Origin of the sequence: Aeromonas sp. R7-2 (assembly GCF_040908105.1) — a bacterium.
Classification (GTDB): domain Bacteria; phylum Pseudomonadota; class Gammaproteobacteria; order Enterobacterales; family Aeromonadaceae; genus Aeromonas; species Aeromonas caviae.
Genome location: NZ_JBFODC010000019.1, coordinates 130,277 through 146,978 on the forward strand (window position 1 = coordinate 130,277; position 16,702 = coordinate 146,978).

Annotated in this window: 15 protein-coding genes and 1 riboswitch; of the genes, 8 read left to right on the forward strand and 7 right to left on the reverse strand. The window is 62.0% G+C overall.

Features of this window, described 5'->3' with window-relative positions:
- Positions 1-83: 83 nt before the first annotated feature.
- A riboswitch (Lysine riboswitch) is annotated at positions 84-308 on the reverse strand.
- A gap of 109 nt (positions 309-417) precedes the next feature.
- Positions 418-1,746 (reverse strand): amino-acid N-acetyltransferase, encoded by a 1,329-nt coding sequence (gene argA, locus AB5Y47_RS05190; protein ID WP_041215931.1) that lies wholly within the window; start codon positions 1,744-1,746, stop codon positions 418-420.
- 252 nt (positions 1,747-1,998) lie between these two features.
- Here argA and msrA point away from each other — a divergent pair, with 252 nt between their 5' ends.
- Complete coding sequence (msrA, locus tag AB5Y47_RS05195) at positions 1,999-2,631, forward strand: peptide-methionine (S)-S-oxide reductase MsrA (protein ID WP_010674365.1); 633 nt, start codon at positions 1,999-2,001, stop codon at positions 2,629-2,631.
- A gap of 303 nt (positions 2,632-2,934) precedes the next feature.
- On the opposite strand, the gene AB5Y47_RS05200 is transcribed toward msrA, so the two are convergent.
- Genes AB5Y47_RS05200 through AB5Y47_RS05210 form a run of 3 tightly spaced genes read right to left on the reverse strand, consistent with a single transcriptional unit; the run spans position 2,935 to position 4,185 of the window.
- Complete coding sequence (locus AB5Y47_RS05200) at positions 2,935-3,270, reverse strand: DUF3802 family protein (protein WP_368219977.1); 336 nt, start codon at positions 3,268-3,270, stop codon at positions 2,935-2,937.
- Between the two features lie 60 nt (positions 3,271-3,330).
- Positions 3,331-3,810 (reverse strand): GNAT family N-acetyltransferase, encoded by a 480-nt coding sequence (locus tag AB5Y47_RS05205; RefSeq protein WP_368219978.1) that lies wholly within the window; start codon positions 3,808-3,810, stop codon positions 3,331-3,333.
- A 3-nt stretch (positions 3,811-3,813) separates the two neighbouring features.
- Complete coding sequence (locus AB5Y47_RS05210; protein WP_103243323.1) at positions 3,814-4,185, reverse strand: MmcQ/YjbR family DNA-binding protein; 372 nt, start codon at positions 4,183-4,185, stop codon at positions 3,814-3,816.
- Between the two features lie 106 nt (positions 4,186-4,291).
- Between AB5Y47_RS05210 and AB5Y47_RS05215 the strand changes: the two genes are divergently transcribed.
- Positions 4,292-5,086 (forward strand): alpha/beta fold hydrolase, encoded by a 795-nt coding sequence (locus tag AB5Y47_RS05215; RefSeq protein ID WP_104452773.1) that lies wholly within the window; start codon positions 4,292-4,294, stop codon positions 5,084-5,086.
- Positions 5,087-5,101: 15 nt separating this feature from the next.
- On the opposite strand, the gene AB5Y47_RS05220 is transcribed toward AB5Y47_RS05215, so the two are convergent.
- Positions 5,102-6,079 (reverse strand): LysR family transcriptional regulator, encoded by a 978-nt coding sequence (locus AB5Y47_RS05220; protein ID WP_080988704.1) that lies wholly within the window; start codon positions 6,077-6,079, stop codon positions 5,102-5,104.
- 61 nt (positions 6,080-6,140) lie between these two features.
- On the opposite strand from AB5Y47_RS05220, the gene AB5Y47_RS05225 reads away from it, so the two are divergent.
- The 6 genes from AB5Y47_RS05225 (at position 6,141) to AB5Y47_RS05250 (ending at position 14,231) form a co-directional block, all read left to right on the forward strand.
- On the forward strand, positions 6,141-7,838 hold the full coding sequence (locus AB5Y47_RS05225; RefSeq protein WP_139700293.1) for an L-lactate permease: 1,698 nt from the start codon (positions 6,141-6,143) through the stop codon (positions 7,836-7,838).
- A 12-nt stretch (positions 7,839-7,850) separates the two neighbouring features.
- Positions 7,851-8,672, forward strand: coding sequence for a (Fe-S)-binding protein (locus tag AB5Y47_RS05230; protein WP_368219990.1), 822 nt, complete (start codon positions 7,851-7,853; stop codon positions 8,670-8,672).
- A complete protein-coding gene (locus AB5Y47_RS05235; RefSeq protein ID WP_368219980.1) occupies positions 8,665-10,101 on the forward strand; it encodes a LutB/LldF family L-lactate oxidation iron-sulfur protein in 1,437 nt (478 codons plus the stop codon). The genes AB5Y47_RS05230 and AB5Y47_RS05235 overlap by 8 nt, the downstream gene beginning before the upstream one ends.
- 1 nt (position 10,102) lies before the next feature.
- Complete coding sequence (locus AB5Y47_RS05240) at positions 10,103-10,747, forward strand: lactate utilization protein C (RefSeq protein WP_368219982.1); 645 nt, start codon at positions 10,103-10,105, stop codon at positions 10,745-10,747.
- On the forward strand, positions 10,747-13,539 hold the full coding sequence (locus tag AB5Y47_RS05245; protein WP_368219983.1) for an FAD-binding and (Fe-S)-binding domain-containing protein: 2,793 nt from the start codon (positions 10,747-10,749) through the stop codon (positions 13,537-13,539). The genes AB5Y47_RS05240 and AB5Y47_RS05245 overlap by 1 nt, the downstream gene beginning before the upstream one ends.
- A gap of 134 nt (positions 13,540-13,673) precedes the next feature.
- Positions 13,674-14,231, forward strand: a complete 558-nt coding sequence (locus tag AB5Y47_RS05250; RefSeq protein ID WP_069652641.1) for a hypothetical protein — start codon at positions 13,674-13,676, stop codon at positions 14,229-14,231.
- A 55-nt stretch (positions 14,232-14,286) separates the two neighbouring features.
- Here the strand turns inward: AB5Y47_RS05250 and AB5Y47_RS05255 are convergent, their stop codons facing one another.
- Together AB5Y47_RS05255 and AB5Y47_RS05260 are read right to left on the reverse strand one after the other, a co-directional pair.
- Positions 14,287-15,003 carry a hypothetical protein gene (locus AB5Y47_RS05255; RefSeq protein ID WP_368219985.1) on the reverse strand — a complete coding sequence of 239 codons (717 nt, stop codon included), beginning with the start codon at positions 15,001-15,003 and terminating at the stop codon, positions 14,287-14,289.
- A gap of 645 nt (positions 15,004-15,648) precedes the next feature.
- Positions 15,649-16,689, reverse strand: coding sequence for a lipocalin-like domain-containing protein (locus AB5Y47_RS05260; RefSeq protein WP_069652640.1), 1,041 nt, complete (start codon positions 16,687-16,689; stop codon positions 15,649-15,651).
- Positions 16,690-16,702 lie beyond the last annotated feature (13 nt).

Genomic DNA, 16,702 nt, shown 5'->3' on the forward strand with positions numbered 1-16,702 from the left:
TACTCCTGTCTCAAGGTGAAAATCCGGTTTCATCGGGCAAATAGAGAGGAGGAGGCAAAAAATGGCAGGAAAACGCGAGGATCCCGGCCAGAAGCACTCCACCTGCAGAGCCCATCCCGTACCGGCCCCAGGTGGGGCGCGGTGTGGGATGACCACTACCGATGACAACCCGGGGGATTCAGCCCCCGCAGCCGACGTGGCGGTGTCCAGTCACTCGCCTCGTCTCGGCGCTGCTCCCCCTGACCCAAGTTCACCGGACACTGGTGTCCTCCCCTGGGCTGCCTGGGCAGCGCTCCTCTTCTGGTGCCACCTGTGACAGGTGGCGTGCATGTACAAATACCTTGGTCTGGATTGCACTGTCAATCGAGTTCGTAAAAAAGAACAAAATTGACGGTAACCAGGCACAAGATCAATCAGTTACGAAATGGTCTTGGACAAAACCTTGGAGCGACGCTGCCAGTTGTAGAAGCGCTGGCGCTCCACCGGCAGATCTTCGACTTCCAGGGGATCGAAGCCCCGCTCCCGGAACCAGTGGATGGAGCGGGTGGTGAGCACGAACAGGCGACGGATGCCGAGCCGCTTGGCCCGCTCGGCCACCTTGGCGATCAGGGTGTCCCCCCGGTTGGAGTTGCGATACTCCGGGTGGATGGCGACGCAGGCCATCTCGGCCATGGCTTCTTCCATGAAGCAATAGAGCGCGGCGCAGCCGATGATGAGGCCGTCCCGCTCGATGATGGTGAACTTGTCTATCTCCATCTCCAGCTGCTCCCGGGAGCGGCGCACCAGGATCCCTTCCTCCTCCAGAGGACGGATGAGATCCAGGATGCCGCCGATGTCCTCAATGGTGGCGGCCCGGGCCCGCTCGGCGCTTTCGCGCACGATCTGGGTACCCAGCCCCTCGCGGCTGAACAGCTCCTGCAGCATGGCGCCGTCGTCCTGATAGCTCACCAGATGGGAGCGGGGCACGCCACCCCGGCAGGAGGCGATGGCCGCGCGCAGGTAGCGGGCGGTGCCTGACATCTCTTCCCCCGCCTGCTCCAGCGCCACCAGCAGCTCTTCGGCCTGCTCGGGGAAGAGCTCGGAGATGGCCTCCCCGTGCCTGTCCATGACCCCCTGGGTGCTGCTGAAGCAGATGAGCTTGTCGGCTTTGAGATCCACCGCCACCCGGCGGGCTACCTCTTCCGAGCTCAGGTTGAAGCTCTCGCCGGTGACCGAGCAGCCGATGGGGGAGATGAGCACCAGGCCGTGCTGATCCAGCTGGCGGGTGATCCCCTCCACATCGATGCGACGCACCCGGCCGCTGTGGCAGAAGTCGATGCCGTCATCCACACCCAGCGGCTGGGCGGTGACGAAGTTGCCGCTCACCACGCTGATGCGGGCCCCCTGCATGGGGGTGTTGGCGAGGCCCATGGAGAGCTGGGCGGTGATGTCGTATTGCAGACCGCCGCACACCTGCTTGATGATGGCGAAACTGGCATCGTCGGTGACCCGGATCCGCTTGTGATACTGGGCCTGGATGCCGGCGCGGGCCAGGGCCTCGTCATTTTGCGGACGCGAACCAAACACCAGTACCAGGCGGATCCCCAAGGTCTGCAGCAGGGCGATGTCGCTGACGATGTTGGCGAAATTGGGGTGACAAATGGCTTCCCCGCCGATCATCAGGACGAAGGTGGCCCCCCGGTGCACATTGACATAAGGGGTGGATTGCCGAAAGGCATGGACCAGGCTGGGTTCGCGTTCACGCACGTGTTTCATTCCATAAAAAAGCAGCAATTCGCCCAATATATGAAAATAAATTCACAAATCAAGACTAAATATCGACTTGGTGTTTTTTTGTCGCCATTTTGACCAGTGCGGGCGGGGAGGGGAAGACGCAGGCGAGGGCGGGAGGGTCGCCCCGGGGGCCGCTCCCTGGTTGATCCGGGCTAATAACCTGATATCTTCGGTGTTCCTTTTCGTCAGCCGCATTGCGCGGGGTTTTATACAAGGACAGGGCATATGGAGCAGATTATTTCACCGGCAGAGGCGCTGCCGGGACGGCGGGAAGCGCTGGAGATTGGCCAGGTGCACGCAGTAAACGGCCACCCGACCCAGGGACCCTGGCCCGAGGGGATGGAGCTTGCCTGGTTCGGCATGGGCTGTTTCTGGGGTGTGGAGCGTCTGTTCTGGCAGCAGCCCGGAGTCTATTCCACCGCCGCCGGGTATCAGGGGGGGCTGACCCCCAATCCCACCTACAAGGAGGTGTGCAGCGGCCTGACCGGCCACGCCGAGACGGTGCAGGTGGTGTTCGATCCCAAGGTCATCAGCTATGGGGATCTCGTCAAGCTGTTCTGGGAACACCATGATCCGGCCCAGGGGATGCGCCAGGGTGGCGACATCGGCACCCAGTATCGCTCCGTCATCTTCGTCGGGGACGACACCCAGGAGGCGATTGCCCAGCAGAGCCTGGCCGCCTACCAGCAGGCCATGACGGCGAGCGGTGACGGGCGCACCATCACCACCCGCATCCTGCCGCTGGCCCCCTTCTACTATGCCGAGGATTATCACCAGCAATATCTGGAGAAGAATCCCGAGGGGTATTGCGGCCTGGGGGGCATTGGCGTCTGCCTGCCTCCCAGCCTGAATCGCTGAGGCGTCATTGCATACCACGGGGGCCATCAGGCCCCCGTGTCATTGTGATGAAAAATAATTGAAAAAAATGCGTCAGGTGGGGAACTAAACTGAACCCTGGCTGACCAACAGGGTAGCGACCACGGATGGTTGCCAAGACCAGACACATTTTTTTGCCCCGAAATTCATTACTCTGACAAGCGCGATGAATTGACAATGCTAGCAAGCAGGGCTGCCCGATGAGGCGGCCCTTTTCATTGGGCGTCCCGCCTCACTCCTCGCCTCATTGCATCTCGTCCCCTTGCCGTCACGGCAGGGATGGGATCAGCCGATGGTGCTGTCGAACAGGTTCTTGATCAGGTCGATGAACTCGATGAGGAAGGCTTGCTGGGCTTCGCTGGGGGCGGACAACCAGACGGCGGAGAGCACCTCTTCCAGGTCGGCGACCACGGCATCGGCCTCCTGCATGATCAGGAAGCGCACCTTGGGGTCGAGCTGGGGGTTCTGCTCGCAGATGGCCATCAGGTTGCCGGCCACCCGGCTGCTCACCAGATCCTCGATGGTCTGGGCGCCCCCGCCCTGCTGCTGGCTCTCGAACAGACCCAGACTTTCTACCAGATACTCGATCAGCGCAATGTAACCGTCGCTCTCTACCACCATGATGGCTGCCCTTTCTTCATTGCCTTGGGGAAATGGTGCGTATTTTAGTGGCTGAACCCGTCATGGCAAGCGGCAGTGGAGCCGATGGCGGATAAATTGGACACCGCCGCGCTCCACTGTCTCCAATCCGGTCAGCAGGAAGCCGTGACGCAGGAAGAGGGCGAGGCTGAAGGCGCTCGCCTCCGTGGTGAGGCTGCCAAGCCCCATCTGGCTGGCGGCTGCCAGCACCCGCTCCAGCAGCAGGGTGCCAAGCCCCTGGCGCGGATGATCCGCGCTCACGTAGAGCAGGCTGAGATGACCGTCATCGCTCAGGGTGGCAAAGCCAAGGGGCACATCGTCTTGCTCGATGACCCAGCCATGGTGCTCGCGCAACTGGCTGGCAAGCCCCGGGTGATGGGCGCCCCTGGCCCACTGCTCCACCTGCTCCGGGCTGTAGTGTGCAGGCCCCAGGCGGCGTACCGACTGCTCGAACAGATCCAAAAGTCTTGGAATGTGCGCCTCCACAAGGGGGACGATGCGAGGAGAAGAAGGAGACGGCATGGGTCAACCCTCCCTGATGGTCGAGCGGGGGGCCTGGGGCCGCTTCGCCCTAGGCAGACCCGCCACCACCCGCTCATAGGAGTGGACTATCCAGCCCTGCCAGAGATCGTCAGACAGGCCTTCACTCAGGGTCACCGTGTTCCAGTGCTGCTTGTTCATGTGCCAGCCCGGTTTCACCTCGGGGTGGATCTCCCGCAGCAGCAGGGCGAGCTCGGGTTCGCACTTCAGGTTGATGGAGAGGGGCTCCGCCTGCCAGTCCACAAGGGCAAACATCTTGCCGGCGATGCGGTAGACCAGGATCTCCGGGCCGAAGGGGGTGTCCTCGGTGGCGCCGGGCTGGCTGAGCAAAAATTCACGCAATTGAACGAGGGTCATGGGGACTCCAGGCTGGTCCGATCATGGTGGAAGCATGTTCACCGGGGTGAGCCTTCTGTTAATATGCGCGCCGAGTATACCCCCCATCACCCCGGGAGCCCATGAGATGTTGTACCACAAGACCTTTGAACTGGGTCCCGATCGGGATTGGGTGGTGTTCGTGCACGGTGCGGGCGGCAGCTCCTCCATCTGGTTCAAGCAGTTGCGGGCCTACCGGGAGCACTTCAACGTGCTGCTGCTGGACCTTCGCGGTCACGGCCAGTCCAACCAGCTGCAGCAGGTGGTAAAGGGGCACTACAGCTTTCGGGCCGTGACCGAGGATATCCTGCGCCTGCTGGATCACCTGCGCATCCCCCACGCCCATTTTGTCGGCATCTCCCTTGGCACCATCCTCATTCGCCATTTGGCGGAGCTTCGCCCCGAGCGGGTCAAGAGCATGGTGCTCGGCGGTGCCATCCTGCGTCTCGACATCCGCTCCCGGGTGCTGGTGCAGCTTGGTCGCCTTGGCCAGCACTTCCTGCCCTACATGTGGCTCTACCGCCTGTTCGCCTTCATCATCATGCCGCGCCAGCACCATCAGGAGTCCCGCAACCTCTTCGTGCGCGAGGCCAGAAAGCTGTGCCAGAAGGAGTTCAAGCGCTGGTTCCGTCTCGCCACCGAGGTGAACCCCCTGATGCGCTACTTTCGCGAGCGGGCCCTGCCCATTCCCACCCTCTACGTGATGGGGGAGGAGGATCACATGTTCCTCGCCCCGGTGCGCGAGCAGGTGGCCCGCGACCCTTACAGTTGCCTCGAAATCATCGAAAAGTGCGGCCACGTCTGCAATGTGGAGCAGCCGGATCACTTCAACCGCCAGTCCCTGGCGTTTCTCTCCCGTCAGGCGGCGTCATCCGCCCTTTGAGGCCCGACAAGGGCCTCAGATGAAGTAGTGGCCAATTTCCAGATAGCGCTGGCGGATGTGCTCGATGAGCAGCCTTATCTTGCGCGGCGGCTGGCGGGTGAAGGGGTAGACGGCGTAGATGCCGAGCTTCTTGCCCACCCGGTCGGGAAACAAGTCCACCAGATCCCCCTGCATCAGGTCGTGATAGACCAGACAGCGCGGCACATAGACGATGCCGCGCCCCCCCAGCGCCGCCTTGCGCAGGGCCCCGGCGTTGTCGGTTGAAAAGCTCCCCGACACCGACACCAGATAGTTGCCCTCTTCCCCCTTGAAGGCCCACTCCGAAGCCCCCGTGCTCTGGTAGGCGTAGCGCAGGCAGTTGTGGGTGAGCAAATCCGACGGCTCCCGCGGTGCCCCGAAGCGGCGCACATAGGCGGGGGCGGCGCAGATCACCCACTGGGAGTCGAGAATGTGGCGGGCAATCAGGCTCGAGTCATCCAGATAGCCGGTGCGAATGACCAGATCGAACCCCTCTTCCACCAGGTTGACGAAGCGGTTGTCCAGCGACATCTCCACCGTGAGCCCCGGGTGCTGCTGGCAAAAATCGGCCACCGCATCGGCCAGCAGCAGCTCGCCGGAGATGGTGGGCACCGACATCCGCACATGACCGCTCACCTTTTCACCAAATCCCGCCACCGCGTCGAAGGCGTCCAGTGCGGCGGCCTTCACATTTTTGGCACCCTGATAGAGCGCCTTGCCCGCCTCGCTCAGGGTGAGCCGGCGGGTGGTGCGATAGAGGAGCTGCACCCCGAGCTCCTCTTCAAGACGCCCGATCCGCTTGCTAACCACTGAATTTGTCAGGGAATTTTGTTCAGCCACCTTGCTGAAGGAGCCGGCCTCCACCACCTGGGCGAAGAGGATGAGGTCGTCGGTACTGGCCATATTGATCAACTTTTGGAACGAATGTTGTTCATTATTTCCATATATCGCGAAAAAGGAACAGGGTAAGGTCACGTCCGCTTAACAAAACAACAACAAGGTGCGCCTCTGCACCCCTCTGGACAAGGACGCAATGATGACAGACACCCTGCTGGCCCTGGTGGCCTTCTCGCCGATCCTGGTGGCCGCCGTGCTGCTGGTCGGCCTCAACTGGCCCGCCAAGCGCGCCATGCCCGTCGCCTTCCTGTTGACCGTGTTCATCGCCCTCTGGGGCTGGCAGATGAGCCCGACCCGGGTCTTCGCCTCCACCCTGCAGGGGCTGGTGATCACGGTGACCGTGCTCTGGATCGTGTTCGGCGCCATCCTGATGCTCAATACCCTCAAACACACCGGTGCCATCACCGCCATTCGCGGCGGTTTTACCAACATCTCGCCGGACAGGCGCATCCAGGCCATCATCATCGCCTGGTGCTTCGGCGCCTTTATCGAAGGGGCCTCGGGCTTTGGCACCCCGGCCGCCATCGCCGCGCCGCTGCTGGTGGCCATCGGCTTTCCGGCGCTCGCCGCGGTGCTGCTCGGCATGATGATCCAGTCCACCCCGGTGTCGTTCGGCGCGGTAGGCACCCCCATCCTGGTGGGCATCAACAAGGGGCTGGATAACCAGGCCATCGGCCAGACCCTGAGCGCCGGTGGCAGCAGCTGGGACATCTACCTGCAACAGGTGACCACCAACGTGGCCCTCATTCACGCCACCGTCGGCACCCTGATGCCGGTGCTGATGGTGATGATGCTGACCCGCTTCTTTGGCCGCAACCGCAGCTGGACCGAGGGGCTCTCCATCCTGCCGTTTGCGATTTTCGCCGGGCTCGCTTTCACCGTCCCCTATGCCCTCACCGGCATGCTGCTCGGCCCCGAGTTCCCGTCCCTCATCGGCGGCCTGGTGGGGCTGGCCCTGGTGGTGACGGCGGCGCGAGCCGGTTTTCTGGTGCCCAAGAATTCCTGGGATTTCGCCCCCGAGAACGAGTGGCCCGCCGAGTGGCTGGGCTCCTTGAAGCTCGATCTCAAAGAGGCCGCCGGTCGCCCCATGTCGCTCATGCTGGCCTGGCTCCCCTATGTGGCGCTGGCGCTCCTGCTGGTGGCGAGCCGGGTGAGCCCGGCATTCAAGGCGAGCCTCCTGTCGGTGAGCCTCGCCTTCACGGACCTTTTGGGGGAGAAGGGGGTCAGCGCCTCCATTGAGCCGCTGTACCTGCCGGGGGGCCTGCTGGTGCTCTGCGCCCTGCTCGCCACCTGGCTGCAATCGCGCTCCCTCGCCCCCTTCGGGCGGGCGCTGGGGGAGTCCAGCCGCACCCTGATCGGCGCCGGTTTCGTGCTGATTTTCACCGTGCCCATGGTGCGCATCTTCATCAACTCCGGCGTCAACGGGGCGGATCTCGCCAGCATGCCGGTGACCACCGCCAATTTTGCCGCCGGGCTCGTCGGGGAGTTCTTCCCGGCCCTCAGCGCCACCATCGGCGCGCTGGGGGCCTTTATCGCCGGATCCAACACGGTATCGAACATGATGTTCAGCCAGTTCCAGTTCGAAGTGGCCCAGACCCTGGGGGTCTCCACCGCCGCCATGCTGGCCCTGCAGGCAGTCGGCGCCGCCGCGGGCAACATGATCGCCATTCACAACGTGGTGGCGGCCTCGGCCACCGTGGGGCTGCTCGGTCGTGAGGGGGCGACGCTGCGCAAGACGGCGCTGCCGACCCTCTACTACCTGCTGGTCACCGGCCTTATCGGGCTGGCGCTCATGTACAGCTTCCACATCTCGGACGCACTGCTGCAGCTCAAGTAAGGAGAGCAAGTGATGAAGGTAATGCGGGTCTACCCGGCCAAGCCGGCCGATGTCTATCTCTACGCTACCTGTCTGGTGGACCTGTTCGACCCGGTGGCGGGGCTCGATGCCATCGCCCTGATCGAGCGGGAAGGGATAAGGGTGCACTTTGTCGAGAAACAGACCTGCTGCGGGCAGCCGGCCTACACCTCGGGTCACGAGGAGGAGGCGCGCAAGGTGGCGCAAAGCCAGATGGCGCTCTTCCCCGAGCCCTGGCCGGTGGTGGTGCTGTCGGGCTCCTGCGGCGGCATGATGCACCACCACTACCGCCGCCTCTTCCCCGAGAGCCCCGATGTGGCCGATTTTTGCGATCGGGTGTTCGAGCTCACCGAGTTTCTGGCCCGGGTCTGCCGGGTGCGCTGGCACGGGGTGGGGGAGGCGAGCATGGTCATGCACACCTCCTGCTCGGCCCGGCGCGAGATGCAGGTACACACCACGGCCCGCAGCCTGCTGGGGCAGCTCGATGGTGTCACCTTGCATGAACAGGCCTACGAGAGCGAGTGCTGCGGCTTTGGCGGCACCTTCTCGGTGCGTCACCCCCACATCAGCCAGGCCATGGTGGAGGACAAGACCCGCCACCTGCTGGCCACCGGCGCCGACACCCTGGTGAGCGCCGACTGGGGGTGCCTCTTGAACATCAAGGGATCCCTGGCCTATCAGGGCAGGATCTTGCCTGCCACCCACCTGGCGAGCTTCCTGCTCGCCCACAGCCGCCCCGACAGTGACGAAATAGCTCATGACGGCGCCGCTGTTAGCGATTTGGCTCATACCAAAGAGGCCCAGCCCCATGTCTGATCACGCCAAGTATTCGCCGCGCCGCTTCCATCCCCAGGCCGAGGCGGCCCTGGCCGACCCGGTGCTGCGCCAGAATTTTCGCGGCGCCATGGATTACCTGCGCGCCAAGCGCCGGGATGCCTTCGCCGACCCCGCCGAAGAAGCGGCGGTGCGCGATGCGGCGGAGCAAATCCGCCAGCGCTGTCTCTCGCGCCTGCCGGACCTGCTGGAGCAGCTCGAAGCCAACTGCGAGCGCAACGGCATAAAGGTGCACTGGGCCCAGACGCCGGCCGAGGCCAACGCCATCATCCTTCGCATCGCCCAGCAACACGGGGTGAGCAGCATCGTCAAGGGCAAGTCCATGGTGAGCGAGGAGGTGGGGTTCAACCACGAGATGGCGCGCCACGGCATCCGCTGCCTTGAGAGCGACATGGGGGAGTTTATCGTCCAGCTCGACGGCGACACCCCGTCACACATCATCATGCCCGCCATCCACAAGAACAAGCAGGAGGTGAGCGACACCTTCGCCGGCAATCTGGAAGGCTTCACCCCCACCACGGACGTGGACGAACTGATCCAGACCGGGCGGCGGGCCCTGCGTGAAGAGTTTCGCCGCGCCGGCATGGGGCTCTCCGGCGTCAACTTTGCGGTGGCCGAGACCGGCAGCCTGTGTCTCGTGGAGAACGAGGGCAACGGGCGCATGTGCACTACTGTGCCGAAAGTGCACGTGGCCATCACCGGCATCGAGAAGGTGGTGGAGTGCCTATCCGACGTGCCGCCGCTTTACAGCGCCCTGACCCGCTCGGCCACCGGTCAGGCCATCACCACCTACTTCAACGTCATCAGCGGCCCGCGCCGGGCAGGAGAGCTGGACGGCCCGGACGAGGTGCACCTGGTGCTGCTCGACAACGGCCGCAGCCAGGCTTACCGGGATGAGGAGCTGCGCAAGACATTGCAGTGCATCCGCTGCGGCGCCTGCATGAACCACTGCCCGGTCTACACCCGCATCGGCGGCCACGCCTACGGCACCATCTACCCGGGTCCCATCGGCAAAATCATCTCCCCCCACCTGCTGGGGCTGGAAAGCACGAGCGATCTGGTGACGGCCTCCAGCCTGTGCGGTGCCTGCGGCGAGGTGTGCCCGGTGCGCATCCCCATTCCCGACCTGTTGCAGCGCCTGCGCCGGGAGGCCAAGCACGACGCACAGCCCGGCCACGAACCGCTGGCGGGGCAGGGGGCGGCCAGGAGCCGACTCGAGACCCTCGCCATGCAGGGCTTTGCCTTTGCCGCTACCCACCCGCGCCTCTACCACGCCGCAACCGGGGTGGCCGGTCGCCTGCGGGGCTTGATGCCCAAACACCTGGGCCCCTGGACCCAGTGCCGCGAAGCCCCCAAACCCGCCCCCCAGAGCCTGCACGCCCTGCTGCGCCAGAAGAAGAAGGAGTCCTGAGATGTCGAGCAAAGAGGCCATATTAAGCCGCCTGCGCGGCGCCGCCACCCCCATGGCCCACGCACCGCACGCCTGGCAGCCCTGGCGCGGGGTAGATGACAACGCACGGCGCGAGCGCTTTGTTGCCGGGATCAGCGCGAGCCACGCCGAGATCCTCACCGTCAAGGAGGAAACACTGGCCCGGGAGCTGACCGCCTGGCTGGATAGAGAAGCAATAACGCATCTGGCTTGTGGCCAGGGCGGCCGTTGGCAGAAAGCGGTCGCGGCCGCCTGCGCCGGGCGCTCTGTGCTGGCCCCGGCGGGGGAGTTCGCGAGCTGGAAAGACGATCTGTTTGACATCTGTCAGGCGGGCATCATCCACTGCGCGGGGGCCATCGCCGATACCGGCACTCTGGTGTTGCTGCCGGATAACGGTGAGCCGCGCACCTTGTCCCTGGTGCCCCCCTGCCATATCGCCCTGCTGGCGGCCTCCACCATCGCCGACAACCTGGCGGGGCTGGTGGCGGCCGGGCGCTGGCAACAGGCCATGCCCACCAATCTGCTGCTGGTCTCCGGCCCCTCCAAGACCGCCGACATCCAGCAGACCCTGGCCTACGGCGCCCATGGCCCGAGCCGTCTCTTGGTCGTGCTGGTGGAGGATTGCTGATGCGCTGGAATGAATTTGACGCTGCCGTGCTTTCGCGCATCCCGCAGGAGCGCCTGGTGAGCGACCCGGACTTGCGATTGGCCCACGGCACGGACGCCAGCTTCTACCGGCTGGTGCCCGAGCGCATCGTGCGCCTCGACTCTTTGGATGAAGTGCGCTTCGTGCTGTCGGTGTGCCGCGAATTGGGCCTGCCGTGCACCTTTCGCGCCGCCGGCACCAGTCTCTCGGGCCAGGCCCTGAGCGATTCGGTGCTCATCACCCTGACCGACAGCTGGCGCGGCCACCGCATTCTGGACGAGGGGGCCCGCATCGCCCTGCAACCCGGGGTGATCGGCGCCGATGCCAACCGCTATCTGGCGCCCCTGGGGCGCAAGATTGGGCCGGATCCCGCCTCCATCAACGCCTGCAAGCTCGGTGGCATCGCCGCCAACAACGCGAGCGGCATGTGCTGCGGCACCGCCCATAACAGCTACCACACCCTGCACGCCATGACCCTGCTGCTGGCCGATGGCACCGTGCTGGAGAGCGGCGACCCCCGGAGCCGCGCCGCCTTGGCGGCCAAACGCCCGGAGCTGCTCTCGGGGCTCGCCGCCCTGCGCGCCGAGGTGCTGGCGAACGCCGAGCTTGCCGCGAAAATTCGCCACAAGTACCGGCTCAAGAACACCACCGGCTACGCCATCAATGCCCTGCTCGACCATGAGGACCCCGTCGATATCCTCACCCACCTGATGATCGGCTCGGAGGGGACCCTCGGCTTTATCGCCGAGGTGGTGCTCGACACCGTGCCCGAATACCCCCACAAGGCCTCGGCCCTGCTGGTGTTTCGGGACGCCGAGCAGGCCTGTCTGGCCACCTCGCGCCTGAAAAGTGCGCCGGTGGCGGCGGTGGAGCTGATGGATGGGCGATCCCTTCGCTCGGTGGCGGGCAAGCCCGGCCTGCCGGACTTTATCAAGACCCTGGACCTGGCGGCCTGCGCCCTGCTTGTGGAGGTGCATGGGGCATCGAAAGAGGCGCTGGTCGATCGCTGCGAGCAGGTGACGGCCATGGCCGCCGAGTTCGCTCAGGTCGCTTCTGTGCCCTTTACCGGCGACAGCGCCGGGCTCTGGGCGATTCGCAAGGGGCTCTTCCCGGCGGTGGGGGCGGTGCGCACCACCGGCACCACCGTCATCATCGAGGATGTCGCCTTTCCCATCGAGCGCCTGGCCGAAGGGGTGGCGGGGCTGCAAGCCCTGTTCGATCGCTTCGAATACGGTGAAGCCATCATCTTTGGCCACGCGCTGGAGGGGAACCTGCACTTCGTCTTTACCCAGGGCTTTGACGATCCGGCCCAGGTGGCCCGCTACGGCGCCTTTATGGATGCGGTGGCGGAGCTGGTCGCCGTGCGCTTTGGCGGGTCCCTCAAGGCCGAGCACGGCACCGGTCGCAACATGGCCCCCTATGTGGAACTGGAATGGGGGCCGGAGGGGATGGCGCTGATGCGCCGCATCAAGGCGCTGCTGGACCCCGATGGCTTGCTCAATCCCGGCGTCATCATCAACGACGACCCCAAGGCCCACCTGGCACACCTCAAACCCATGCCGGCGAGTGATGCCATCGTCGATCCGTGCATCGAGTGCGGCTTTTGCGAGGCGGTCTGCCCCTCGCGCACCCTGTCGCTCTCGCCGCGCCAGCGCATCGTGCTCTATCGCGAACTGGCCCGCCGCAATCGTGCCGATGAGCCCTCCAACCAGCTGGCCCGGCTGTTTGACTATCAGGGCATCGACACCTGCGCCGCCACCGGGCTCTGCGCCGATCGCTGCCCGGTCGGCATCAACACCGGCAGCCTGATCAAGAAGCTGCGCACTGACAAATACCGGCGCTTCGTGCCCATCGCCCGCTGGAGCGCCGATCACTTCGCCGGCGTTACCCGCACGGCGCGCAGTGCGCTGGGCCTCAAAGCCATTGCCGGCAAGCTGCTGGGAGACAAGGCGCTGGCAGGATTGGTGAATGGGGTTCGCCATCTGAGCGGCCAGCGCACCCCCGCCTGGTTGCCCACCCTGCCGGGGCCGAGCCGTTACCGGTGGTCGCAAGGGGAGGGGAGCCATGGCGGATCCAGCGAGCGCGCTGTGGCCTATTTGCCGTCCTGCGCGAGCCGGGTGTTCGGCCAGCAGGAGGAGGCCCCGTCACTGCCGGACGTGGTGTTATCCCTGCTCAATAAAGCGGGCTGCCGGGTGATAGTGCCGCAAGGTATTGAGGGGCTCTGCTGCGGCATGCCCTATGACAGCAAGGGGATGGTCGAGGTGGCCGCTGCCAAGCGTACGGAGCTGGCCGAGGCCCTGTGGCAGGCAAGCGAGCAGGGGCGCTGGCCCGTGCTGCTCGACACCAGCCCCTGCGTGCAGCGACTGCTGTCGGGGGCGCTCGGCAAGGGGCTTCGGGTGTTCGAGCCCTCCGCCTTTGTGCTGGAACACCTGCTGCCCCACCTTGAGCTGACCCCCATCGATGAGACAGTGATGCTCCATATCACTTGCAGCAGCCGGCGTATGGGGCTGGGGGATAAGATGCTGGCGGTGGCCCGCGCCTGTGCCCGCGAGGTGATCGTGCCAGAGCATATCCAGTGCTGCGGCTTTGCCGGCGACAAGGGGCTGATGACCCCGGAGCTCAACGCCGCGGCGCTTGCCAGCCTGCCCGCCCAGGTTCCCAACGATTGCCGTCAGGGTTTCAGCAACAGCCGCACCTGTGAAATGGGGCTCAGCCAGCACGCCGGCATTCCCTATCACAGCATCCTCTATCTGGTGGATCAGGCGGCGAGATAGGGAAACAAAACGGCAGGATAACTATCCTGCCGTTTTCAATGGGGTGAACAAGGTGGCTTAAAAACGGGACTTGTCTGGTGCTACGTGCTATGAAAGGGGCCGATGCTGATACGAGCGATGGCAAGGAAGGATTGATGACGCCGCTAAACCACTATCTGCCTGCCTATCACTTCTGTGAAGAGCACGCTCGCGACATTGCCGCCGACCCGCACACCGTCATCCAGGCGGCGGCCAACTATCGACCGGAAGCGGATCCGACCTTTCGCCACCTGATCGGCTTGCGGGAAGTGCCGATGCGCCTTGGGCACCTTCTCGGCCGCCAACAGAGCGCCAGCCCGCCTCCCTTTGGCCTGCACAGATTCGTGCCGCTCGACAGCCAGGACGACAACACGCTGCTCTACGGCCTTGTCGGCCGGTTCTGGCGGCCGGACTTTGGTCTGGTGACCATGGCGGACAGTCAGGCTTATCTGGACTTTGCAGCGCCAGGCGTTGCCAAGCTCGCTCTGGGGTTTTCGGCCAGCCGCCAGCCAAACGGCACCACCCGGTTGACCACCCAGACAAGGGTGTTCTGCCCGGATCTGGCTTGCCACCTCAAGTTCGCACCTTACTGGTATCTGATCCGCCCCGTCAGCGGCCTGATCCGGCGCCGGATACTGGGCGCCATCAAGGCAGAGAGTGAAAGGAGGTTGTAGTCGTTATGTCGGAGCATTCACCACTAGGTGATAACAAACATAGAGTTTATTAAATTTATAGATAGCTTCCACTAACATGCCAACGATATATGTTGTGAAGCGTTTTATTTTTATTGACAAGGCCGACTCTAACATCATCCCAATCAAGTAAAAGTGCAAACTGTTCTATTGGCTTAGATGTTGGATTATCTACATTCACGATATACGCACTTGCTCCTATAGCATTACCTGAGTTAGCCTCTTTATAGTTATTTAGAGCATTTTCAACGTTCACTCTAGATGATGATACGTTTTCACTTATAAGTGTTCTAATTTTAATATGCACATTACTAAAACAGCCGATGTAAATTCTAATTGCCTTTATAATTTCTACTCTTTCAGGCATTTCATGGAATACTGTTTTTTTAAATCCTGAATTTAAAGAAATATCATGTTTAGTAGCGAAGATTTTTATCTGATTAATCAGCTGATGATCCTCATGAGGGCCAACCCACTTACTTTGTAATGAAAGTGAGTGAACGGCTAAGCCGTAATGTTGGACATGGTTTCTAAGTGCCTCCATAAACCTATATTCGAAGTGGGTGTCATACTCAGTGCTGAAGTAAATCTTTGCTTGTCTGCCACAATCATGGTCACCGTGCATACAAATGCGAACGTGTTTTTCAATCTGATCATAATATAATTTTGTTGATGTAAGTAGATTTACCACCCTTCTATTTAAAGTACTTTGTAGCTCATAAGACTGCTGATAGGTTTCTTGGGTGAAAATCATTTGTTGGGCTAGTTGTGATAGTATTTCCTTCTCAAATTATAAAAAATTTGAGACAAGAATATCATACTTTTCTTCTATCGCCTTTGCTGATAATAATATATCCATTGAGTGCTTTAGTGAATAAAATTCAGACTCATCTATCCGTAATGCTATTGTAGGGTCAAGGATCATTTGCTTAATAAAGAAGTGCTTCATATCTATCCTATATAGAACGTTTTGCGACGAAATATAATTAGATTCTCTTTGTGTAAAAAGGTATGTCTATCCATTGCTAATGGCATGAATATCTTAAAGTTGCAAATGTCAAATATATTTAAGGGCCATATGTATTTTTTGTTAACCTATATTTCTGATATTTTTAACTTTTATAAATTATCCTACTCAGCTTTCACTGATACCTACTCCATACCATTATGTCAGAAAGCAACATTGCTACCGTACAGGCTTAAAGTTCCCAGAGTGCTGCGTTTAACCTGATTGGGTGGGAGGCATACGGGACTCCATTGTCTGCCATTAGAGCTGTGAAAACAGGATGAGCAGGGTATCAAGCGCGACTTCACTTGTTGAGTGAAACGTTTTATGTGAGAAGAGGTTTGACGCGTTATTTTGATGGGGATCCAAAATCGAAGCGGGGAGGCCCTGGGCTCAATACCCCGTCATCTCCAGATAGCCGACCCCCTTGGCATCTCCCGAGACGGATACCGCCCCCTCCCAGTAGTCAAAGCGTCCCGTCATGGCCTGATTGGGTTGGCGAGCACGGATAGTGAGGTTCAAATCGGCGGCCTTGAGTTGCCACTCCACGGGGTAGTCCTGCCCCTTTGGACCGCGCCAGGTCTTGCCGGGAGTGAGGACGATGGAGTCAGGCGACAGCACCCGACTGCTGCCGTCTTGTTCAATCAGGATGCCGTAGCGGTTCTCCGGCTCAGAGTGTCCCGATTTGGTGCGCAGGCGAAACAGCATCAGCTCGCGGCCATCTTCAAATTGCAGCGAAAACCAGTCCCAGCCCGATTGCCACTGGGCCAATACCGAGCTGCTCCACTCGTGATCAAACCACCCCTCACCGCTGACGGTGCGGGTCTCGCCATCCAGGGTCAGGGTGCCGCTGATGGTCAGGCGGGGGTAGGAGTAGTAGAAGGAGGCGTTGCCCGGGCTCTTCTCGCTGTAACCCGCTTTGCCCTGTAGCACCGCGGGCTTGGCGGCGCTCACCTTCACATCAAGATCCCCCGCCTTGCTCTGCACCTTGAGGGTGGCAGGAAAAAGCGCTTCCCCTTGAGAGGTAAGCACCCACTCTTTCAGCCAATACTCACCGCCGCTGGCACCGGCGAGCCCTGGCCCCTGGCGGCTGGTGCGCTCGTCCTGCTGGTGGCTGCCTTTGCTCACATCCGTGATGGCGAACTGGGCCAGCCAGAGCTGGGGGGTGAGCCAGGGGTTCTCCGAGGTGATCTCCTGTTCGATGCCTTGGCGAAACAGGGTCCACTGCATGCCGTAGCCGCGTCCCTGCTCGTCTTTGAGGTTGCCAGTGAGATACCACCACTCGGAGCGGTAGTCGGGGTGGGCAGCGTGATCAGCGGGCAGGTTGATGGATTGACCCGGCAGGGCCTTTTTGAAGTGATCGTTGCCGCCACCCAGGATGGTTCCCAGATCGCTGGCCTGCGCGTTGCCATTTATGGCAACAAGCGGGATCAAGCGGGCTGCAAGC